We start from the raw sequence: 22,141 nt of genomic DNA, 5'->3' as shown, positions 1-22,141 counted from the left end.
CGAACAAAATTTATGTAGCAAATAGTGGTGCTAATACGGTAAGTGTGATAGATGGAGCTACTAACACAGTAGTAGGGGGCGCTATATCAGTTGGTAGTGGTCCAAGTGGAATCGGAGTGAATACAAGTACGAACAAAATTTATGTAGCAAATAGTGGTGCTAATACGGTAAGTGTGATAGATGGAGCTACTAACACAGTAGTAGGGTCCGCCATACCAGTTGGTAGTGGTCCAAGTGGAATCGGAGTGAATGCGTAAAAGATGATGTTAGATGAATTTTGGCGTATTATGGTAGCAAATCAGGGGGCTGTTACAAACAGTCAGTTTCCTTCAAACAACAGTATAACAGAGCTAGCTATGATAAGTTGATAGATGATTTGTAAGAGGAGAAGTGAAGCTAAAGTTGCCCCCATAAAAAAGAAACACAATTTGTATGGAGGCAATCATTTCTCCAGATGACGGTAGGAACTTTATTATCATGATTTGTATATATTTGTACCTGATATACCCGAACTATTTTAAATTGTGATAAAGATGATGATATGCAACCACGAATAGAGTAACTTGCAAAAAAATCGAAAAGTGCTTTTATCCTTGTCCTCACTGTAAGTATGGTTTTATTTTTAGATGAGTTTCATAAGCGTCAAGCGGACATTGTAACGTGTCATGAACGGATTACTAAAAAGAAGTTGTTCATCGAGGATGAAATGAAACGGTTAAGAAAGAGGGTGGGGAGTGCCAAGGAAACCATTTAAGCCGTGTAAGTTGATAGGGTGTAATGAACTAACACGGGATACGTATTGTGCTAAACATATCGAAAAGGAAAAAGAAACAGTAAAATATTATGACAAACATATTCGAAACACAAGCTCACGTTCCTTCTACAACTCAAGATTGTGGAAGGATATGCGTGAGCTTATTTATCGTAGAGATCATGGCTTATGTGTTCAATGTAGAAGCAAGGACATCATTAAGATAGGTGATGTAGTCGATCATATCATTCCTATTCGAGTGGATTGGTCAAAACGATTAGAACCGACTAATTTACAAACACTCTGTCATGCTTGCCATAACAAGAAAACAAAAGAAGATGAGAAGAAAAACAAAAAATAATTCGAAAGAAAAAATTCATAAACATCCCCCACTATGAAAAAGCAAAAGGCGACTTCCTGGAGACCGCCGCCTAGCTTTCCGTGCAAAAAGTTCGTTTTATTCCATAAAAGGGGGTTCAGCCGAGGGAGGTGGTTCACATAGGAAGGAAAGCGAAACCGATTCATTTGCATTTATTAGAAGGTAATACAAATCGATTGACAAAAGATGAAATCGAGCAGCGATTAAAAGCCGAAAAACAGTTACAAGCAAAAAAGGACAAGGTAAAACCACCAACGTGGTTAGATTCAATTGCTAAGAAAGAATTTAGACGGATTGCCGGTGAATTACTAGAGTTAGATGTTATTACAAACATAGATGTGAATGCATTAGCAACATATTGCGATGCTTACTCTGACTATGTTGAATGCACCAAAATTATCCGAGAAGAAGGACTTCTTGTTGAATATACCAATAAGGCAGCTGAAACGAATAAAGTTCCCCATCCACTACTTACAAAGAAGAAACAGTTACATGAACAAATGAAGGCTTTGGCTGTTGAGTTTGGTCTTACACCGAGTGCAAGAGCGAAAATTGTCATTCCAAATCGTAAACAAGGTCCGAAAACAAATGTAGAAAAGGAGTTTGACGTATAACATGATCAGACAATGGATGATGGACTACTGTGATGATGTATTACATGGTGAAGTTGTTGCTTGTCAGAAGCATAAACAAGCGTGTAAACGATTTTTAAGAGATATTGAGCGTGAAGGTTCTGAAGATTTTCCATATGTTTTTAAGGAAGAAAAAGCGCTTCGTTTCTTAAAGTGGATGTCTCTTTTTAAACATACAAAAGGAAAATTAGCAGGTCAGAGAATTGAACCACATTCCATACAAATTTTCGTGTTTAGCAATATTTATGGATGGGTGCACCGAAATACAGGGTTACGTCGATTTAAAAAGGCGTATTGGCAAGTCGGACGTAAAAATGCAAAGTCACAATCTTTAGCGTGCGTTGGCTCATATGAAGCAATGGCCTTTGGTGAGAATATGTCGGAAGTGTATGTTGGTGCCACAAAAACAGAGCAAAGTAAAATTGTTTGGAACGAAATTAAAGCGCAAATGAATGGGTGCGAAGACCTAAAAGAAAAATTCAATATTGCGTATGGGAAAATTGAGCATCTCAAAACAGATTCTTTTATTTCCGCGCTCTCAAAAGATGCGGGAAAATCTGGGGATGGACTAAATGTTCAGTGCGGGATTATTGATGAGTATCATGCCCATCCTACCTCTGAAATTTATGATGTTCTGGTGTCAGGTTCAGGTGCTCGTCCGAATCCACTCATGATGATTATTACAACAGCTGGTTTCAACTTGAGCCATCCTTGCTATCGTGTGGAGTATCAATATGTTTCTAAGATTTTAGACCCGAACATTGATATTGAAAATGAAGAATATTTTGTGATGGTCAATGAATTAGATAAGGATGATGAAATTACGAATCCTGAAGTCTGGGAGAAAGCGAATCCTATTTTATGTAGTTATGAAGAAGGACAATCTTTTTTAAAAGGAGAACTTCAATCAGCATTAGATGTCCCAGAAAAAATGCGGAATTTCCTGACTAAAAACATGAATCGTTGGGTGGACATGAAAGAAAATGGGTACATGGACATGCAAAAATGGAAAAATTGTAAAGAAACTGTGGAATTATCCGAATTAAAAGGATTGGAATGTACAGTGGGTGTCGATTTATCAGCAAAAATTGATTTAACAAGTATTTCATTCGAGTTTAAAAAGGATGATAAGTATATCGTGTTAAGTCATAGCTTTATGCCGGAAGATACGTTAGTTGAAAAGAGACAAACGGATAAAGTGCCTTATGATTTGTGGGTACAACAAAAATGGATTACCACAACACCTGGTGCGGTAGTTGATTATGAATTTATCAAAACACATATTAGAAATATGGAAAAAGACCATAAATTTAAGATTAAAGAAATATGTGCGGATCCTTGGAATGCAACGCAATTCATGCAAGACATGGAAGCGGAAGGGTATACGATGATAGAAATACGCCAAGGGATGGCAACTTTATCAGGTCCTACAAAAGATTTTAGAGAACAAGTGTATTTAAAGAAAGTCATCCACAATAACAATCCTGTATTAAATTGGGCAACGAGTAACGCTATAACAAAACAGGATGCGAACGAAAATATTATGTTGGACAAGTCAAAAGCAACAGAAAGAATCGATCCGATTGCGGCTGTCATTAACTCACATGTTCGTTGTATGCTCAATTCTGGTGAGGTAGACTTAAATTCCTATATTTTAAGTCAAGATTTCTCATTCTAGGAGGAATGACATGCGGTTTTTATTATTTTTCATCAGTATTTTAGAAGATATTCTATTGATTACGGGGTTGTCCATTATTGTTGGGACGACTTTTTTTATGAATCCGATTTACGGCTGGTATCTGTTAGGGGTTATTCTCACAATGTTGGGGGTGGTAATGATAAGAAGATAGAAGGGAGGTGAAATTTTTGATTTTTCGGCAATTATTTAGAAATCAGGATACGACAGATTTAAAAAATCCTTCTCCCTGGTTTAAAAGTTTATTTGGCTATCAAGCCGCAAGCGGTGAAAAGGTAACGGTTGAGTCCTCTTTAGGTGTTCCGACGGTTTATCGGTGTATTAACATCCTTGCAAATAGTGTTGCGATGCTTCCGTTTCAAACATTTAAAAAGACAGCGAAGGGAAGAGAACGGGATAAGGCACATCAAGTATCGTTTGTTCTAGAAAGAAGACCAAATCCTTATCAAAGCCCATTTAAATTTAAACATTTAATTGAAACACATCGTAATACATGGGGAAACGCCTATATTAATATTCATTGGGGTGTGGATGGAAGACCAAAAGAATTATGGGTATTAAATCCGGCTGTTACAACGCCCACTGTGGACTTAAAGACCAATAAACTATGGTATTTTACGAGTTTGCCAGACGGTACATCTATAAAAATACCTGATGATGACATAATCCATCTTACTACATTGTCTACTGATGGTTTAAGGGGGAAACCTCCTATTCAAATTGCAAGAGAGTCTATAGGGAGCTCACAAGCAGCTCAAAAGTTTAAAGGTAAGTTCTTCACAAACGGGGCAGCGCATAGCGGGATATTAAAAACAGAACAACCGTTAAATAAAGAGGCTAAAAATAAACTTCGTGATGCCTGGGAAGAAGCAAATACAGGTCTAAATAATGCGCAAAGGATAGCCATTTTAGATGCTGGTTTAGAGTTTGAGAAGGTTGGAATGCCTTTAAAAGATGCCCAATTTATTGAAGGTATGAAATTTGATAAGGGCGAGATTGCAAATATCTTTAATATTCCTTTGCACATGATTAATGAGTTAGATCGTGCTACTTTCTCCAATATTGAGCAACAAGCGTTGGATTTTATTCAAAATACATTGAGTCCAATTCTTATTCAATATGAAGAAGAGTTTTCTTATAAATCATTTTCGTTTCATGAGCAAAAACGATATTACTTGAAGTTTAACCTAACAAGCTTATTACGTGCTGATTCTAAATCACGAGCAGAATTCTACAAAATTATGTTAGATGCTGGTGCATTTTCAATTAATCAGGTGCTGGAACTGGAGGATATGGACGGGATTGGGGAATACGGTGATAAACACCGTGTTGACTTAAACCATGTATCTATTGAAATCGCAGACGAATATCAATTGGCAAAAGCTAATGGAGGAGTTTTACAGAAGGGAGATGAGGACGATTAAAGACGTATTTACAATTAAAAATCAAACAGATTCTTCAGCTGATCTATTCATTTATGGTGACATTATAAACAATACCGGATGGAAATGGGACGATTCCGATGTGATGCCGGATGATGTGAAAAATATTTTAGGGCAGTTGGATGATAAAAGTAATTTAAATATCTATGTAAATAGTGGTGGTGGTTCTGTATTCGCTGGTTTAGCTATTTATAACATGTTGAAACGTAATAAAGCGCAAAAAACTGTTTATGTGGATGGTGTTGCAGCTTCTATCGCTTCCGTAATCGCCTTGGCTGGTGATCGTGTTGTTGTTCCTTCTAATGCTTTTTTAATGGTCCATAAACCATGGACTGTAAGTAGAGGAAATGCAAATGTACTTCGTAAAATGGCAGAGGACTTGGATAATCTTGAGGCTGGAATTATGAATGTATACAAAGAAAACTTGAAAGAAGGCATCGAAATTGAAGTAATTCAGCAATTAGTAGATGCTGAGACCTGGTTAAGTGGTGAAGAAGCTGAAAAATACTTCAATATTGAAGTTGTGGAAGCAAAAGAAGTCGCAGCTTGTAGCAGTGATTACTTTGATAAATATCAAAAAACACCAAATAAGATTGTAGCAAAGGCTCCTTCTATTTCAAAGAAGGATAATAACGAACAATTAAAAATACAAAATGCACTAGACCTGTTAGAGCTATAGGTCTATTTTTTGTGCCAAAACAAGGAGGAAATACGGAATGGATAAACGTGAACAAGAGTTACGCCAAAAAGTTGCAGATTTGAAAGCGAAAGCGGAAGAGTTTAATAACAGCGGTAAATATGAAGATGCAAAAGCGAAAATTGAAGAAGCGAAAAACGCGAAAAATGAATTAGATAACTATCTAGCAATGATGCAAATTCAAGTTTCTGACCCTGTAAATTCACAAGCAAGGGTTTTGCCTCCATCATCAGTTAAAAATGAAGATTCATCGTATAAAGAAGTGTTTATGAAAGCTATACGTGGTCAAAATTTAAGTCATGAAGAAGCAAGCGTTATGCAGGAATACAAAGCAGCATTATCTGAGAATACAGGTAAAGACGGCGGTTATATTGTTCCAGAAGATATTACGACAACGATTAATCAATTAAAACAAACGGTTGATAACTTAGAGCAATATGTAAATGTGCAACCTGTTTCAACGAATAAGGGCGCTCGCACATTAGAAAAACGTGCAGCATCTACACCTTTCGCTCCATTATCTGAGTATGGAAACCCAAATGCAATGCAAGAAATTGCTTCGCCACAATTTGATCGTTTACCGTATGTTATTGAGGATTATGCAGGATTTCTACCTGTACCAAATGATTTATTAAATGATACGGATCAAGCGCTAGAAGCTTATTTACGTCAGTGGATTGCGAAGAAATCTATTGCAACTCGTAATTATTTAATTTTACAAGAAATCAACAAATTAACAAAAGTTGATTTAAAGGATTATAAAGGCATTAAAACAGCATTAAATGTCACATTAGATCCAGCTTTCTCGGCTGTAGCAAACATTATTACAAACCAAGATGGATTCAATTACTTAGATCAATTAGAAGATAAAGATGGCCGTCCACTTCTTCAACCAGATCCAACAAATCCAACACGTAAGCTATTATCAGGAAAGCCCGTTATTGTTTTATCCAATAAGACAATTGCTACAGATAAAGATGGTAAAGCACCATTTATTATTGGGGACCTGAAAGAAGCAGTTGTGTTATGGGATAGACAGCAGTTATCGCTTGATATGACAAAAGAGGGTGGAAGTGCTTGGAGAGGCAATACAACAGAATTCCGAGCAATTGAACGTGAAGACGTTACGTTATGGGATACAGAAGCGGTTGTATATGGTCAAATTACAGTTACGGCCAAAGCTTAATGATGTAGGAGGGGTTCTTCTTGGTACTAACATTAGAAGAAGCAAAAAAGTATCTTCGTGTGGATGGGGATGAGGAGGACGATCTTATTACATCTTTCCTAGAAGCAGCTGAAATATATATTAAAAATGCTACAAGTAAAAATGTGGATTTAAAAAGCGAGCTTGCTAAATTAGCAGCTCGTATTTTAATTGCTCATTGGCATGAAAACCGTGAAGCGGTTGGAAAAGCTGAACAATTGGCATTTAGTTTGCAGTCGATATTAGTTCAGTTGCAATATTGTGGTGGTGATTCAAGTGAATCCAGGTAAATTAGATAAACGTCTTACATTTCAAGTGAAAGACGAGGAAGCAAAGAGCCCGGACGGTGATCCAATAGAAGGTTACAAGGATTCATTTACTGTATGGGGCTCTTTTATTTTTTTAAAGGGAAGAAAATACTTTGAAGCCGCGACAGCTAATAGCGAAATTCAAGGTGAAACAGAAATCCGATATCGTTCTGATGTGAATGCTGATATGAAGATTAAATATAAGAACGTAATGTATGACATTGTTTCAGTTATTCCAACTGAAAAACACACTTTATCAATCATGTGGAAGCGTGGTGGAATGAATGGCTGATGGTGTTGATTTTTTAGGTTTTGATCGCCTGATATCTGAATTAGAGCAAATGGGTTTACGTGGAGAAAAGATTGAAGATAAAGCCCTTGCAGCAGGTGGCGAGCCTATTCGAAAAGCTATTTCTGAAATAGCCCCAAGGAGTGATAGCCCTAAAAAAGCAACAAAAAGCGAGCCGTGGCGAACAGGACAACATTTGGCTGATAATATACGGGTTACAAAAGCAAAAATGGAGGGCGGCATAAAAACGATCAAAATTGGTATAGATAAAGCGGATCGTTCCCCTTATTTCTACGGAAAGTTCTTAGAATGGGGAACGTCTAAAATGCCAGCAGAGCCATTTATAGAACCTGGATTTCATTCTTCAAAAGAAGCGGCAATTCGTGCTATGACAGATATTTTGAAGAATGAAATGAGGTTGAATGTATGATAAATTTACGACCTGAAATCGTGCAAGCTCTTGAAAATAATCAGGAGCTTGTTTCCTTATTAGGCGGAAGACGTGTTTATTATCGTAAAGCTAAAAATGCTGAAGAGTTTCCGCGTATTACGTTTTTTGAACTAGACAATAGACCAGATGGATTTTCGGATAATGAAGAAAATGAAAGTGAAATCACATTTCAAATCGATATTTGGTCAAAAGGTAGTACAACAGCAATCCATAAAAAAGTGAATGAAATCATGAAAAGTATCGGTTTTTCACGCTATGCGGTTGCTGATTTATATGAAGATGATACACAAATTTTTCATTACGCGATGCGATTCGCAAAAGGGGTGGAGTTATAGATGGCCGGAGAAGTGATTAAAATTAGTTCAACTGTCGGTGTAGATAGCCTTGTTTACGCAAAGTTATTAAAAGATGATGCAACAGGTGTTGACTATAGTGCAGTGAAAGAAATGGAAGGCGCTGTAAAGATTAAAACATCTAAAAAGGTAGCTTCGGAGATTATGTGGAGCGATAATAAAAAATCGGAAATTGCTGAGTCTGATGGGGAAGTAGAAGTAGAGATTGAACTTCGTAGTATTTCATTATCAACAAAAGCAGATATTGAAGGGTACCCAGAAGTGAAAGACGGTGTGCTAGATGAGAGACGCGAAGGTGAAAAGCCTTATTTAGCAATCGGCTGGCGTTTCTTAAAGGCTAATGGGAAATATCGATATGTTTGGTTATTAAAAGGGAAGCTTTCACAAGAGGAAGAAGAAGGCGAAACGAAGAAGGATAAGCCTAACTTCCAAACAATGAAACTCAAAGGTTCATTTATTGAGCGTGATTTTGACGATAGGCCTAAATTTACAGCTGATGCTGATGAACCTACATTTACAAAAGCTGTGGGAGATAATTGGTTTAAAAAGGTGTATGAGAAGCCTGTAGTACAACCACCAGCAGGAAAGTAAGGGGGAGCAAAAGCTCTCTCTTTTTTATTAACGAGGAGGAAAAGCCATGAAATTAACACTAATAATTAAGGAAGAAAAGAAAACTTTTCATTTACCGGAGTTTATTCCAGCACGTTTAATTCGTCAAGCACCTGAACTTGCTGATATTCCAAATAATCCAGGTCCTGAGGATATGGATAAAATGGTTCAATATGTAGTAAAAGTTTACGGTGAACAATTTACATTAGATCAATATTGGGACGGTGTGGATGCTCGTAAATTTTTATCCACAACTTCCGATGTAATTAATGCGATCATCAATGAAACTGTGGGAGCGGCTGGTGGCACACCAGGAACTGGAGAAGAAACAAACCCAAACGTGTAGAGGGAGGGGGGCTAACGTTCAGTGAGTTTATGGACGAGCTCTACCTCTCTTTATTACGTCAGGGGTATAAACACCATCATATCGATAACGAAATGGATATCTGGCATTATTTAAGGCTAAACCAAAAATATCGTGAACAAGATCATTCAAATAGTGGAAATCAGAATTTAAATGACATGGAAGTTCCAGCAGAAAACATTATCTAATAAGGGGGAAGATGATGGCGAATGAAATGAATAATTTAGTCGTTAGGCTTTCCCTTGATAATGTGAACTTTCGTCAAGGTATTGCGAATTCAGGACGTGCCGTAAGGACATTGCAGAATGAATTGAAATCAATCAGTACTGGTATGGGTGGCTTCGCTAACGCTAGTGATCAAACGCGTGCTAAAACAGATGCGCTGAATAGATTGATTGAAGCGCAAAAAGAAAAAGTTAGAGCATTACGCCAAGCCTATGATCAAAATAAGGCTAAGTTGGGTGAAAATGATGCAGCAACCCAGCGATACGCTTCACAGGTTAATAAGGCGGTCGCTGATTTAAATAGATTCGAAAATGAATTAAAACAAGTAAACCGTCAAGCGGAACAAAAAGGAATGGATAAGTTAAACAACGCTTTAAAAGCCTTACAGGCTGAATTTCAGTCTATTACAACAGGCATGGGCGGTTTTTCTCATGCAACGGAACAAACACGAGCTAAAGTAGATGTTTTATCTCGTATGGTAGATAAACAAAAAGAGAAAATCAGGGAACTTCAACAAGCTTATAACCGTGCCAAAACAGAAGAAGGTGAAGCGAGTCAATCCGCACAGCGGTATGCCGAGCAAATTCATCGGGCAACAGCTGAATTGAATCGGTTTGAAACAGAATTACAGCAATCGAATCGTGAACTAGAACAACAAGGAAATAGACTTCTTAATTTTGGAAACCGAATGGAGTCATTGGGTAATCATTTACAAAACGCCGGTATGCAAATTGGCATGGTGTTTGGTGGAATGACGTATGCAATTGGTCGAGGTCTAAAATCAGCTGTCGAAGAATCGATGAACTTCGAGCAACAGATGGCAAACATAAAGGCTGTATCGGGTGCGACTGGACAAGAAATGAGTAAACTCTCGGAATTAGCTGTAAAGTATGGGGAAGATACAAAATATTCTTCTGTTGAAGCTGGAAAAGGGATTGAAGAATTAATAAAAGCCGGCGTTAGTTTAACGGACATCATCAATGGTGGATTAGAAGGGGCTCTAAACTTAGCGGCCGCAGGTGAATTAGAACTAGGAGAAGCAGCAGAAATTGCTTCTACCGCCTTAAATGCATTTAAAAAGGATGGCTTGAGTGTTACTGATGCCGCTAACTTACTTGCAGGGGCCGCCAACGCTTCAGCCACTGATGTGCATGAATTGAAGTATGGTTTGTCAGCTTCCGCAGCAGTTGCGGCTGGTGCAGGTATGACATTTAAAGATACAGCAACAGCTTTAGCAGTTTTTGCACAGAATGGGTTAAAAGGTTCTGATGCAGGTACTTCATTAAAAACGATGCTCATGAGGTTAAATCCTTCAACTAAAGAAGCGTATAACAAGATGGCTGATTTAGGTCTTATCACTTATAATGCGCAGGCTGGATTTGATTTCTTGGTTAAAAATGGAATCACGCCAGCATCTAGAAGTGTGGGAGATATTGAAGTCGCATTAGAGAGTTATGTAATGAAGACGGAAGGCGTAAAGAAATGGAATGATAAGTGCGATACTACATTTCGTGAATTAGCAACTAGTTCGGCTTTCTTATCTTCTAAATTTTATGATCAAGAAGGGCACATCCAAAGTCTAGAAAATATTTCTGGAATTCTTCACGAATCCATGAAAGGTTTAACAGACCAGCAACGAAGTATGGCTTTAGAAACATTATTCGGATCGGACGCAGTTCGTGGTGCAACGATTCTGTTTAATGAAGGATCACAAGGTGTAAATAAAATGTATACCGAGATGTCCAAAGTTACTGCTTTAGAGACCGCTAATACGAAAATGAACACTTTGAAAGGTCGTATCGAACAATTAAGTGGAGCGTTTGACACAATGAAAAAAACAATTGGTGATGCACTTGCTCCTGTGGTAAGTGCTTTTGTCGCTGGATTACAGAAACTTGTGGATGGTTTCAATGCACTGCCTGGACCAATACAAAAGGCAATCGCAATTACAGGTGGTATTGTTCTTGCTTTAACGGCTATTGCAACGGTTATTGGAGTAGTTCTAGCAGCAGTTGGAATGGTGGTTTCAGGGATTGGCGCTTTAGGGGTTGCATTAGGGACTTTAGCAACATCTTTAGGAATAGCAGGTGGAGTTGCTGGATTATTAGCCGCAGCATTGGGACCAGGAGCGATTGCTTTAGGTGTAGTAGCTGCCGCTGTTGGTGTTGGGGTATTAGCATATAAAGGATATCAAAAAGCAACAGAGGACAGTATTGCTTCGGTAGATCGTTTTGCTACGAATACAGAGGGGAAAGTAAGTTCTTCCACAAAGAAAGTTCTAGGTGAGTATTTCAAGCTGTCTGATGGCATTAGACAAAAGTTAACTGAAATTAGATTGAACCATGAAGTGATAACAGAAGAACAGTCGCAGAAGTTAATAGGTCAATATGACAAATTAGGTAACACGATTATAGAAAAAACAAATGCAAGACAACAAAAAGAAGTTGAGGGACTTAAAAAGTTCTTTGCGGATTCTTATGTGTTAACCGCAGAGGAAGAAAATAAGCGGATTGAACAAATGAATCAACATTACGAACAAGAAAAATTAAAGACTCAAGAGAAAGAAAATAAAATCAAAGAAATTCTTCAAACCGCAGCGAGAGAAAACAGAGAGTTAACGACATCAGAACGCATCTCCTTGCAAGCTTTACAAGATGAAATGGACAGAGTTGCTGTAGAGCATATGTCTAAAAATCAAATGGAGCAAAAAGTTATTCTTGAAAATATGCGCGTACAGGCTAGTGAGATTTCAGCTAGACAGGCAGCGGAAGTTGTTGAAAATAGTGCCAAAGCAAGAGATAAGGTTATTGAAGATGCGAAAAAGACTCGAGATGATAAAATCGCATATGCGATACGTCTACGAGATGAGTCAGGAACACTTAATAAAGAAGAAGCGGATGCAGCTATCGCAGAAGCAAATCGTCAATATAATAGCACGGTTTCTACAGCAAGAGATAAGCATAAGGAAATTGTAAGTGAAGCAAAAGCGCAAGCAGGAGAACATGCAAATCAAGTTGATTGGGAAACTGGTCAGATAAAATCCAAATACCAAGTAATGAAAGATGATGTCGTTCAAAAGATGAAAGAAACTTGGTCAGGTATAACGAAATGGTGGGAAGAAACCAAAACTTCAGCCGACAACAAGGTGGAAGAAATAAAAAATACAGTTTCAAGAAAATTTGAAGAGCAGAAAAAAGCTGTTAATGATAAAATGCGGGAGATAAAGAGCGATATTGAAGATAAGTGGAATACAGTTGAAAAATTCTTCAGCACTATAAATCTACGTTCCGTCGGTAAATCAATTATAGAAGGTCTTGAAAAAGGTTTGGATGATGCGACAGGTGGGTTATATAGTAAGGCGAAAAGCATTGCTGGAGAGATTAAAAAGACTATTTCTGGAGCGTTAGAAATTAACAGTCCATCTAAAGTGATGATTCCAGTCGGTAGCGCAGTTCCAGAGGGTGTTGGAGTTGGTATGGATAAAGGGAAACGATTTGTTGTGGATGCAGCAAAAAATGTAGTTGGAACCGTTAAAAAGCAAATGAGTAATATGCCATCTGTTTTTGATTTTGGATTCCAAACTTCACATTACAGTATCCCTAATGATACCTTAAATGGATTTGCAAATTATAATCAATCTAATGGTGGACAAAATGTTTCAACTAATAGAAATATGTATCCAAATAGATCTTTTGATGAAAAGGAAATAAATCTTACTGTAAACATGACCAATGTTCTTGATGGTAAAGAGTTAGCGAATGGTACGTACGAGTACACCACAGCGCTTCAAGAACGTAAGCGAAAACAATTAGAGCAATTTTAAGGACGGTGATACGTTTGGGTAAATTAAACTTTACATTTAATAATATTCAAAAAGATTATATTCAAATGCTAGTGGGAAGAAAACGTCCTTCATGGGCCCCTGTTAAACGAAACCTTGTCAAAGTACCTCATCGTCCAGGGGCTTTTTTTATGAATACAGAAACACAGGAGCGTCGTATTGAGGTTCCTATTGCTATTAAAGCGAAGAAAGATATGGCTGATTTACAAAAGATAAAAGAGGATTTAGCGGAGTGGTTATTTACAGAACAACCTACTGAACTCATTTTTGATGATGAATTAGATCGAACCTATTTGGCTCTTATGGATGGTTCTGTAGATTTAGAAGAGCTAGTTAATAGAGGTAAAGGAATTATTACGTTTGTATGCCCTATGCCATATAAGTTAGGACCTACTAAAACGGTAGAATTTGAAATGGATGGACGTGGGTTAATAGCAAATGTTCAAAATAAAGGAACGGTTCATTCAGAGCCAATTATTGAAATTGAAGTTGCGAATCCATCTACATTTTTAGATGTCTGGAATAAAGATGAATACCTCAGAATTGGTTATCCCCTTCAAGCTGATCAGTTGCCTGTAGAAAGAAAACAAAGAGTAATGTGGGATCAAATGTCTACTACAGTAGGATGGACAAGTGTATCGCAGTTTGAAAACACTAAAGGTGGAGGTACATTGAAATCTAACGGACATCAATTTTATGTAGAAGATTATGGCGATACGAACTACAAAGGGAATCATGGGGCGATTGTTAAAAAGAGCATTCCTGGAGGACCATTACAAGATTTTATAATGGATGCTTATGTAAGATTCAATTGTAGTAGTTATGTACAAATGGGACAAGTAGAAGTGGCCCTACTTGATGAGAATAGTAAACCTGTAGTCCGACTGTCACTAAGCGATGTATTTTGGGAGGCTGAAGAAACATTTGGCGTTGCCAAGATTGCTTATCCAGGGCATCAAGCAGAACAAGTAATGCTCTATACACGCGGTATGCATCCTTGGACGTGGAATAATTTTTATGGAAAGTTATGTGTACATCGAATTGGAAATGAATGGGAGTTTTATATTGCAAAATTTGCTGATGGAACTGAGATTGATGATGCTGGAACAAAAGTTAGTTGGGTAGACAAAGAGGGGATTTTGATGAATGAAGTTGCGCAGGTGCAACTTTCTATCTGTCAATGGTGGAGCAATAATCCTCCTTATATTGTTGAGAAAGGAGATAAAGTGCAAATCGATACAGCTAAAAGTCTAATTAGTATTAATGGTACAAGTGCAATTAATCTGAAGGACTTTTTTAGTGATTATCCTAAAATAACTAAAGGCCAGAATAAACTTGAAATTATGCCATCTAACATAGGGATAGCAAAGGTAACATATAAGGAGCGATTTAGATGAGAACGCCAAGTGGAATACTTCATGTCGTTGATTTTAAAACAGATCAAATTATAGCAGCTATTCAACCAAAGGACTACTGGGCTGATAACCGTCATTGGGAAATCAAAAATAACATTGATATGTTAGAATTCAAAACTTTTGACGGCACTCCACATGCAGTTACATTACAGCAACAGAACTTGGTTTTAAAGGAAGTACGAGATGGTCGCATTGTTCCGTATGTTATTAATAATGAAGTAGAAAAAGATTCAAATGATAGATCATTAACTGTACACTCTTCCGGTGCCTGGGTTCAAATCGCCAAAGATGGGATTATTAAACCTCAACGTATAGAGAGCGAAACAGTTAATACGTTTATTGATATCGCTCTTGCCGATTCAAAATGGAAACGTGGAATAACGGATTATTCTTCATTCCACAGTATGACTATCGACGAATTTATCGACCCTCTCACTTTTTTAAAGAAAATTGCTTCTTTGTTTGAGTTAGAAATCCAATATCGTGTCGAAGTAATGGGTTTCAAGATTACTGGCTGGTACGTAGATATGATAAAGAAGCGAGGTCGAGAAACTGGCAAGGAAGTAACTCTAGGAAAAGATTTAGTTGAGGTTAGAAGAATTGAGCATTCTAGAGATATTTGTACAGCACTTGTCGGTTTTGTACGAGGTGAAGGTGACAAACTTATCACGGTGGAAAGCATAAATAAAGAACTACCTTACATCGTCGATAATGACGCATTTCAGCGATGGAATGTGCATGGTAAACATAAATTTGGTTTCTACACTCCAGAAACAGAAGACCAAAATATGACACCACAACGATTAATGACTTTGATGAAGACGGAATTAAAGAAGCGTGTCAATACTTTAGTTTCTTATGAAGTAGAAGCACAATCGATTGGACGTATTTTCGGACTAGCACATGAACTAATTAACGAGGGCGACACAATCCGAATCAAAGATACAGGGTTCACGCCTAAGTTATACCTGGAAGCACGTGTAATTGCTGGTGATGAATCTTTTACAGATCCTACACAAGATAAATATGTGTTTGGTGATTATCGTGAAATTACTGATCCGAACGAAGAATTACGAAAGATTTACAATCGAATCCTTAGTAAATTCGGTGAGAAACAAGAAATGCTGGATCAGTTAGATAAATTAGTGAAAGATGCAAATGAAACAGCAAGTAGCGCTAAGAAAGAATCCGAAGCAGCGAAAACATTGGCTGAAAAAGTACAAGAGAATCTTAAAAATAACACGGTAGACATCATTGAAGCTAAGAATCCACCGACAACAGGTCTTAAACCTAATAAAACGCTTTGGCGTGATATGAGTAACGGAAAGCCCGGCATTTTAAAAATATGGACAGGTACAGCTTGGGAATCAGTTGTACCAGATGTTGAATCAGTTAAGAAAGAAACACTTGAACAGGCTAATAAAAATATTGAGTCCACAAAAGCCGAATTAAACCAAAAGGTACAAGAAGCACAGAATCAAGCTACAGGACAATTCAATAAAGTACAGGAAGGTTTCCAAAGTGTCAGTCGTACAATTTCTACTATCGAAAACAAACAAGGTGAAATTGATAAGAAAGTAACTCAGTTTGAACAGGATTCTAATGGATTTAAAACTTCTATTGAATCGTTAACAAAAAAAGATACTGACATTAGCAATACATTACATACAGTTGAATCTACTGTAGAAGGTACAAAGAAGACTATTTCTGATGTGCAACAAACAACAAGTGAGCTTAAGCAAAAAACAACTGAAATGAAAGAAGAAGCTGGGAAAATCAGTGAGAAGTTAACAAGTGTAGAAACAAAGGTGAATAGTGATAAAGCTGGTGGACGTAACCTTTTATTACAATCAAATGTTACATATGAAAAAACAGATTATCTAATCAATCAATATTCTCTAACTGAAAATTTCTTTGCGGATGAGGTATATACCTTTGTAATAAAAGGGAGTGTCCCGCAAGGTCAGAAATTTGGAATCTGTCAGAATGGCGGGTCCAACAATGTTGGATATGCAACAAGTGTTTATGGTAATGGAATAACGTATGTAACCTTCAAAGCTGTTGCGGCTACAAGTGGAAATGAACGAAAGTTAAGCTTATATAATTACCCGAGTAGTACTACGAAATCTATTGTGGAATGGGTTGCCTTGTATAAAGGGAATAAGCCACAAGATTGGACAGCGCCGCCTGAAGAACAAGTAACAACAGATGAATTTACAAAGAAAACAACAGAGATTGTAAAAAATGTGGATGGAATTAAAGAAACAATAACAAAAGTGGAAAATAATCAAAATGGATTTGATAAGCGTGTTGCGACTGTAGAAAAAGATGCAACTACTATTAAACAAAATGTCTCTTTCATACAAAATACGCAGACAGAACAAGGAAGACAATTACAAGAGGCGAAAGCTGGATGGGAAAATACTGCGAAAGCAATTGAAGGTAAAGTTGAGCTGAAACAAGTAGAGAATTATATTGCTGGGTTTAAAATCCCTGAGTTGAAGCAAACAGTTGATAAAAATAAACAAGATTTGTTGGGCGAATTAGCTAACAAACTTGCAACTGAGCAATTTAATCAAAAAATGACTTTGATTGATAACCGCTTTACTATCAATGAACAGGGTATAAATGCTTCAGCCAAAAAGACAGAGGTATACACAAAAGAGCAAGCAAATGGGCAATTTGCCACATCATCTTATGTAAGAGATATGGAAACACGTCTTCAGTTAACTGAAAAGGGTGTTAGCATATCTGTAAAAGAAAACGATGTAATCGCAGCATTCAATATGAGTAAAGAAAACATTACTTTGAATGCGAACAGAATTAACTTAGTAGGTTTTATTACAGCAAATCATATTAAAGGAAAAGTGTTAGAAGGGGTAACGCTTAAAACAAGTGGAAACAGATTTGTTGAAATAAATAAGCAAGACATGAAGATTTTCGATTCGGATAAGCCACGTGGCTATATAGGATTTATGGAAACAGATGATGGAAGTATTCAACCTTCATTAGTCCTTGGTTCTGATAATAGAAAATACGCTGGTACAGGATCATTTTATATTTATCAAGTCATGCCACGCATGAATGGAGTTGATCAACCTTCTAAAGCATATGCGAAATTTGGGATTTCTAAAGGAGAAAATGCAGAAGGAACTAATATTTGGTCAAACTATATTCAAATGCATAATGACGGTGGACATCTGAGCGTATATTCAGATGGACAATTTCGTTTTCAAAACTTGAATAATATTATTTTTGAATCTGAAGGATGGGCTCCAGGATATGGTTACTTCTCTGTAACTACAACTGAACCACATATTTTTACAAATAACGCTGGGCAGTTTACTTTCAAAAGAAAAGGCAGTGACTATAAAATACATTTCGTAAACGGCACCACCGATCATGATTTAATTATGGGTAATGCAATGATAAGGTCCAGTTTTGTACAAGGTTATAACAATGGCTTGCAGATTAAAGATATGATGGGTAAGGGATGGAAAGATATAGAATTAAGAACATTACGAGCGCAAGAGAATATTAGCGCTACAGGGCGTATGTGGGCACAAGAATTTATCCCTAATTCTTCTCGTCAGCTTAAAACGGATATAAAAGACCTTCCATTCTCTGCTTTAGATAAAATCAACTCTGTAAACATCAAACAGTATCACTTTATAAGAGATGTTGAACGCTTCGAGTCAGGGGAGTCTATTATACTTCCAATTAATTACGGTATGATTGCGGAGGACTCTGACGATGTATTCACCACACCACAGAAAGACGCTGTAACACTTTATAGCTCGGTTTCAATTTCTATTCAAGCAATACAAGAAGTTGACTTTGAAGTTAAAAATCTTCAATTTGACCACGGTATGTTGAAGCAGGAAGTTGACACTCTTAAAGAACAACTTGAAGCAGAAAAACTTGAGAAAGTTTCAATGAAAGCTGAAATTTATGAATTAAAGGTATTAGTACAACAATTAATAAATGAGGAACCAAAGCAGCCATAAGCTGTTTTTATTTTGTACAAAATAGGGCTTTGCTAACAAAAGGAGGCAATTCTTGTCTCTCTTTTTTGATATAGATGAGGAGTATGGATAGAGGGAGGGAAAACGGATGACAATCGAACTTGGTGTGTTGATTGCGTTATTATCACTCGCCATCAGCTATTTTGGCTACGCCCTGAATAAATCTAAATCCATCAAGGCAGATGGGCAACAAAGTGCAGAGGTCAAAGCAGAACTGGGATATATCCGGAAAGGTGTGGATGATATCCGGATTGATTTAAAGGCAAGTGAAAAACAAATGGTAGCACTTGGAGAACGAGTCACGAGGGTAGAGGAAAGTACCAAACAAGCGCATAAACGCTTGGATACAATCGAAAAGGAGACGGATTAGACATGACAAGAGAGAACATGCAAAAACGATTACGTAACTGGAAAACATGGGTGGCACTTGCCTCCCTCTTAGGATTCATTTGTGCAAAGGCTGGATTACTAGAAACGAAGAGCTTTATCGACGAAGTGTTACCGTATCTTTTCACACTTGGTGTTTCGATAGGAGTATGGACCGACCACGAAGGGACAGCACAAACAGACAAATAAAAAACAACGAGAACGCATCGCCAATCGGTGGTGCGTTTTTCTATTGGAGGAGAAACAAAAATGAAACGATTACTGGGAATGTTGTTCACATTATGTCTTGTATTTTCACTTTCTACGAGTGTTTTTGCCGATAGAATACTTCTGATACCTGATGTGCCGAAAACACCATACAGGGGCGGTGTAGGGGCATATGAAGGAGTGGTTGCCCATAGTACCGCAACACCAGAAGCACCAGCCATTAACATTCAACGTTATGAAACTCGTACCTGGAGAAATGCATTCGTTCATTACGCGGTCGATTGGAATGAAACCATTCAGATTGCGGATACAAAATACATGGCGTACGGTGCAGGACCAGGAGCCAATAAACGATTTGTTCATGTGGAATTGTGCGAGACGGCTGATTACAGCAAGTTTAAGCGTAGTTATGAAAAGTATGTGAGATTACTGGCCAGAATCTTAAAAGATAACAATCTATCTGTAGATAAAGGATTATGGACGCATAATGATGTGAGAAAGTACCTGGGCGGTACAGATCATGAAGATCCAATTGATTATTTACGTAGTCATGGTGTTTCAGAAGTTCAATTTAGAAGTGATGTGCAGCGAGTGTATAACAATGGTGGGATAATGGAAACAACAGGTGAAGGTAGCCCAGTCGTCCACACACAAGGCATTGCTTATATTCTTGGAAACAATGTAAATTTACGTAAAGGACCAGATACGAGCTATTCAGTTATTCGTCAGCTGAATCAACCTGAAGCGTATCAAGTGTGGGGAGAGAAAGATGGCTGGTTAAACTTAGGCGGTGACCAATGGGTGAAATATAATCCAGCGTACATCAGGTTTGAAAAGCAGGAATCAGTAAATCCAGTTGTAGGAAAACGTGTGGTTTCAAAAGTAGATAACCTTCGGTTTTATGATACACCGTCATGGCAGGATAGCGCTGTAGCGGGTACATTGGATGCGGGAGAAGGATTTACAATTGATGAGAAGGTAATTGTAGATGGGTCTCCACAATATAAAGTGCACAATAGTAAAGGGCGCACATACTATATGACATCAAACGAAGCCTATGTGTATGTGAAATAGGGAAGAAAGAAAAAGGAGGTTTTCGCCTCCTTTTTTAAAAAATGAAACATTTCTTCAGGTATATCCTCTTTTATAATCCACTCTAACATATCAGGTAATAGCATGATGATGACACCAAAAATAACTCCGAAACCTAATCCTAATAGTAGTGAAGTTTTCAAGTAATATCCGATGAATAACCAAATGCTAGCTAACAGTAATAATAAAAGTGCAATGGATAGTTTGAAAATCAATTCGTTCTCCCCCCATACAGGATATCTTATATTTAATTATAATGATTGAAGAAGATGAAGTGAATTAAAAAATGAGTAACAAGGAATCGGAAGAGATTACGAAATTTGGGGTGGGAAACAAATGTGGTACATATAAAAATGTCGAATAGTAGCGAGGTATAGGGGAGAATGTCATACAAATAGAAAGAGTTGGTGCATTATAGGTAGGGTTAACATAGAAATATGTTGTAAAATAAAAAGGTTCTTCTATCTGAAGAACCCAGTTTGTAGAACAGTATAAGATATATTATCCCCGTAGTTGTGTTCTATATTATTTTTATGTTAGGCCAAGGAAGAATATGATAATGAAAAACAGAATACATTTGACCAAGGTGTACTCTGATTCAGTGGTTTCTCTTGAACCACTTTATATATATGCAGAAAATTATGTTGTATAACTCAAAAAATAGAAAAGGCAATCCAGGGTGGTGAGTCTGGATTGCCTTTTCGTATAGAAAGAATCGTGTATAACATAACAGGAGCAGTTTAATATATGTAAAGATTTTTAAAAATATGTTTAAAATATAAGAGGGCGCCTTCCCTAGTTGAAGGCGCCTCTCACGTGGTGATTCTCTCGATGACATTTACAGTATATCCAACATTATTGAAAAGTAGAACTTTTTATTGACTGTAAAAAATATGTATTGTATGTTTGAAGTGAAAGTTCTCTGATCTATTGCACAATAAAGAATCCGTCTCCTTTTGGAGGTGGATTCTTTATTTGTGTACTTTAGAAATAACGAGACTGTTGTTATACATCTTATCTACTTGTTCTTTGTCATATCCATACAATAGCGTTTTTTTATCATCTACAAATAAACAAGTCCCCATATTAAACCCACGGCAACCAGCCATAATTTTAGGAAGTTTAGGAATATAACCTATAGCCTCAATATCCATGAGAACAAATTTAACTGCATTTGCTTTTTTATTCTGCTGGATATTTTTCAGCAGATGACTCATAAATGAAAAAATCTGATTCCTCATAAAAGGTACAAAATCCTCTTTTTGGTGATCTTTTTCGGTATATGTAAAATAAACAATCATTTTTTGTTTCAACAGCTGTAGTAAGTCTTGTTTAGAGTTTGAATGTATTTCTGTATAAGGTAGTAGTAGTGTTTCGTAACCTTGATCATATTTTTGACCGGATGTTTTTTGATACAAAATTCCTTTGTAATCCAGTACAAATAAAGATTCTTCCTCATGTTCTACAATAAACTTTGCAACCTCAGATAATCCCTTTTCTGGATGATAGTATCCTTCAACGATTTGATTTAGTGTTTTGAATGTTGGTTTTTGCATTGTGTTACTCCTCTTCAAGTATCCATATTTCTTCAATAGGTTTTTTTAGTTCTTTACAAATCATATATGCAGTATCAAATCTTGGCTGAGTTCTATTCCGAACAATGGCACTAAGAGTCGAGCCGTCGATGCCGATTTTTTTAGCAAAGTCACTTTGTTTAATATCCATTTCTGCAAATATGATTTTCAATCTACATTTAAAATTCATACGTGTTCAC

General features: G+C 37.1%; 22 protein-coding genes. 19 read left to right on the top strand and 3 right to left on the bottom strand.

Annotated elements, in window-relative coordinates; genetic code table 11:
* The 19 genes from PDL00_RS12050 to PDL00_RS11955 all read left to right on the top strand — a co-directional run.
* On the top strand, positions 1-257 hold a 257-nt coding region (locus tag PDL00_RS12050; RefSeq protein ID WP_442868329.1), incomplete at its 5' end, for a YncE family protein.
* A gap of 477 nt (positions 258-734) precedes the next feature.
* Complete coding sequence (locus PDL00_RS12040) at positions 735-1,112, top strand: HNH endonuclease (protein ID WP_270729189.1); 378 nt, start codon at positions 735-737, stop codon at positions 1,110-1,112.
* Between the two features lie 128 nt (positions 1,113-1,240).
* On the top strand, positions 1,241-1,744 hold the full coding sequence (locus tag PDL00_RS12035; RefSeq protein WP_270729187.1) for a phage terminase small subunit P27 family: 504 nt from the start codon (positions 1,241-1,243) through the stop codon (positions 1,742-1,744).
* 1 nt (position 1,745) lies between these two features.
* Positions 1,746-3,440, top strand: a complete 1,695-nt coding sequence (locus PDL00_RS12030; protein WP_270729184.1) for a terminase large subunit — start codon at positions 1,746-1,748, stop codon at positions 3,438-3,440.
* A gap of 188 nt (positions 3,441-3,628) precedes the next feature.
* Positions 3,629-4,882 carry a phage portal protein gene (locus PDL00_RS12025; protein WP_270729183.1) on the top strand — a complete coding sequence of 418 codons (1,254 nt, stop codon included), beginning with the start codon at positions 3,629-3,631 and terminating at the stop codon, positions 4,880-4,882.
* Positions 4,869-5,579 carry a head maturation protease, ClpP-related gene (locus PDL00_RS12020; protein WP_015382181.1) on the top strand — a complete coding sequence of 237 codons (711 nt, stop codon included), beginning with the start codon at positions 4,869-4,871 and terminating at the stop codon, positions 5,577-5,579. Before PDL00_RS12025 ends, PDL00_RS12020 begins: the two co-directional genes overlap by 14 nt.
* A gap of 37 nt (positions 5,580-5,616) precedes the next feature.
* Positions 5,617-6,783 carry a phage major capsid protein gene (locus PDL00_RS12015; RefSeq protein WP_015382182.1) on the top strand — a complete coding sequence of 389 codons (1,167 nt, stop codon included), beginning with the start codon at positions 5,617-5,619 and terminating at the stop codon, positions 6,781-6,783.
* 20 nt (positions 6,784-6,803) lie between these two features.
* A complete protein-coding gene (locus tag PDL00_RS12010) occupies positions 6,804-7,091 on the top strand; it encodes a head-tail connector protein (RefSeq protein ID WP_270729178.1) in 288 nt (95 codons plus the stop codon).
* The gene (locus PDL00_RS12005; protein WP_270729176.1) at positions 7,078-7,401 is read left to right on the top strand and encodes a phage head closure protein; all 324 of its coding nucleotides are present in this window, start codon (positions 7,078-7,080) and stop codon (positions 7,399-7,401) included. Before PDL00_RS12010 ends, PDL00_RS12005 begins: the two co-directional genes overlap by 14 nt.
* Positions 7,394-7,828, top strand: a complete 435-nt coding sequence (locus PDL00_RS12000; protein ID WP_208742902.1) for an HK97-gp10 family putative phage morphogenesis protein — start codon at positions 7,394-7,396, stop codon at positions 7,826-7,828. Before PDL00_RS12005 ends, PDL00_RS12000 begins: the two co-directional genes overlap by 8 nt.
* A complete protein-coding gene (gene gp17, locus PDL00_RS11995) occupies positions 7,825-8,184 on the top strand; it encodes a tail completion protein gp17 (protein ID WP_030022312.1) in 360 nt (119 codons plus the stop codon). The genes PDL00_RS12000 and gp17 overlap by 4 nt, the downstream gene beginning before the upstream one ends.
* Positions 8,185-8,793 (top strand): major tail protein, encoded by a 609-nt coding sequence (locus tag PDL00_RS11990; protein ID WP_270729171.1) that lies wholly within the window; start codon positions 8,185-8,187, stop codon positions 8,791-8,793. It begins immediately after the preceding gene.
* A 46-nt stretch (positions 8,794-8,839) separates the two neighbouring features.
* Entirely contained in the window at positions 8,840-9,157 is a 318-nt protein-coding gene (gene gpG / locus PDL00_RS11985) for a phage tail assembly chaperone G (RefSeq protein ID WP_270729169.1), read from the top strand.
* A 220-nt stretch (positions 9,158-9,377) separates the two neighbouring features.
* A complete protein-coding gene (locus tag PDL00_RS11980) occupies positions 9,378-13,223 on the top strand; it encodes a phage tail tape measure protein (protein ID WP_270729167.1) in 3,846 nt (1,281 codons plus the stop codon).
* A gap of 14 nt (positions 13,224-13,237) precedes the next feature.
* Positions 13,238-14,638, top strand: a complete 1,401-nt coding sequence (locus PDL00_RS11975; RefSeq protein ID WP_270729164.1) for a distal tail protein Dit — start codon at positions 13,238-13,240, stop codon at positions 14,636-14,638.
* Positions 14,635-18,663, top strand: a complete 4,029-nt coding sequence (locus PDL00_RS11970) for a phage tail spike protein (RefSeq protein ID WP_270729163.1) — start codon at positions 14,635-14,637, stop codon at positions 18,661-18,663. Before PDL00_RS11975 ends, PDL00_RS11970 begins: the two co-directional genes overlap by 4 nt.
* Positions 18,664-18,769: 106 nt before the next feature.
* The gene (locus PDL00_RS11965) at positions 18,770-19,051 is read left to right on the top strand and encodes a hypothetical protein (protein ID WP_000151299.1); all 282 of its coding nucleotides are present in this window, start codon (positions 18,770-18,772) and stop codon (positions 19,049-19,051) included.
* 2 nt (positions 19,052-19,053) lie between these two features.
* Positions 19,054-19,257, top strand: a complete 204-nt coding sequence (locus PDL00_RS11960; protein ID WP_098679758.1) for a hypothetical protein — start codon at positions 19,054-19,056, stop codon at positions 19,255-19,257.
* Between the two features lie 60 nt (positions 19,258-19,317).
* Positions 19,318-20,349, top strand: a complete 1,032-nt coding sequence (locus PDL00_RS11955; RefSeq protein ID WP_270729159.1) for an N-acetylmuramoyl-L-alanine amidase — start codon at positions 19,318-19,320, stop codon at positions 20,347-20,349.
* Here PDL00_RS11955 and PDL00_RS11950 read toward each other — a convergent pair.
* The 3 genes from PDL00_RS11950 to PDL00_RS11940 all read right to left on the bottom strand — a co-directional run bounded on the left by PDL00_RS11950 (position 20,331) and on the right by PDL00_RS11940 (position 22,131).
* Positions 20,331-20,582, bottom strand: a complete 252-nt coding sequence (locus PDL00_RS11950; RefSeq protein ID WP_270729157.1) for a hypothetical protein — start codon at positions 20,580-20,582, stop codon at positions 20,331-20,333. The two genes, PDL00_RS11955 and PDL00_RS11950, sit on opposite strands and share 19 nt — an antisense overlap.
* 756 nt (positions 20,583-21,338) lie before the next feature.
* Complete coding sequence (locus PDL00_RS11945; protein WP_270729156.1) at positions 21,339-21,923, bottom strand: type IV secretory system conjugative DNA transfer family protein; 585 nt, start codon at positions 21,921-21,923, stop codon at positions 21,339-21,341.
* 4 nt (positions 21,924-21,927) lie between these two features.
* On the bottom strand, positions 21,928-22,131 hold the full coding sequence (locus PDL00_RS11940) for a helix-turn-helix transcriptional regulator (protein ID WP_001009469.1): 204 nt from the start codon (positions 22,129-22,131) through the stop codon (positions 21,928-21,930).
* Positions 22,132-22,141 lie beyond the last annotated feature (10 nt).

It is taken from the genome of Bacillus cereus group sp. TH152-1LC (assembly GCF_027710505.1).
In the GTDB taxonomy this organism is placed as follows: Bacteria; Bacillota; Bacilli; order Bacillales; family Bacillaceae_G; genus Bacillus_A; species Bacillus_A mobilis.
This window is presented reverse-complemented; position numbering and strand designations above follow the sequence as displayed.

What these genes read in the sequence shown, in the direction of transcription:
- PDL00_RS11940 (WP_001009469.1), bottom strand. Translation starts at nt 22,131, where the DNA reads ATGAATTTTAAATGTAGATTGAAAATCATATTTGCAGAAATGGATATT.
- PDL00_RS11965 (WP_000151299.1), top strand. Translation starts at nt 18,770, where the DNA reads ATGACAATCGAACTTGGTGTGTTGATTGCGTTATTATCACTCGCCATC.
- PDL00_RS12030 (WP_270729184.1), top strand. Translation starts at nt 1,746, where the DNA reads ATGATCAGACAATGGATGATGGACTACTGTGATGATGTATTACATGGT.
- PDL00_RS11960 (WP_098679758.1), top strand. Translation starts at nt 19,054, where the DNA reads ATGACAAGAGAGAACATGCAAAAACGATTACGTAACTGGAAAACATGG.
- PDL00_RS11990 (WP_270729171.1), top strand. Translation starts at nt 8,185, where the DNA reads ATGGCCGGAGAAGTGATTAAAATTAGTTCAACTGTCGGTGTAGATAGC.
- PDL00_RS12000 (WP_208742902.1), top strand. Translation starts at nt 7,394, where the DNA reads ATGGCTGATGGTGTTGATTTTTTAGGTTTTGATCGCCTGATATCTGAA.
- PDL00_RS11955 (WP_270729159.1), top strand. Translation starts at nt 19,318, where the DNA reads ATGAAACGATTACTGGGAATGTTGTTCACATTATGTCTTGTATTTTCA.
- PDL00_RS11980 (WP_270729167.1), top strand. Translation starts at nt 9,378, where the DNA reads ATGGCGAATGAAATGAATAATTTAGTCGTTAGGCTTTCCCTTGATAAT.
- PDL00_RS11945 (WP_270729156.1), bottom strand. Translation starts at nt 21,923, where the DNA reads ATGCAAAAACCAACATTCAAAACACTAAATCAAATCGTTGAAGGATAC.
- gpG (WP_270729169.1), top strand. Translation starts at nt 8,840, where the DNA reads ATGAAATTAACACTAATAATTAAGGAAGAAAAGAAAACTTTTCATTTA.
- PDL00_RS12015 (WP_015382182.1), top strand. Translation starts at nt 5,617, where the DNA reads ATGGATAAACGTGAACAAGAGTTACGCCAAAAAGTTGCAGATTTGAAA.
- PDL00_RS12020 (WP_015382181.1), top strand. Translation starts at nt 4,869, where the DNA reads ATGAGGACGATTAAAGACGTATTTACAATTAAAAATCAAACAGATTCT.
- PDL00_RS11970 (WP_270729163.1), top strand. Translation starts at nt 14,635, where the DNA reads ATGAGAACGCCAAGTGGAATACTTCATGTCGTTGATTTTAAAACAGAT.
- gp17 (WP_030022312.1), top strand. Translation starts at nt 7,825, where the DNA reads ATGATAAATTTACGACCTGAAATCGTGCAAGCTCTTGAAAATAATCAG.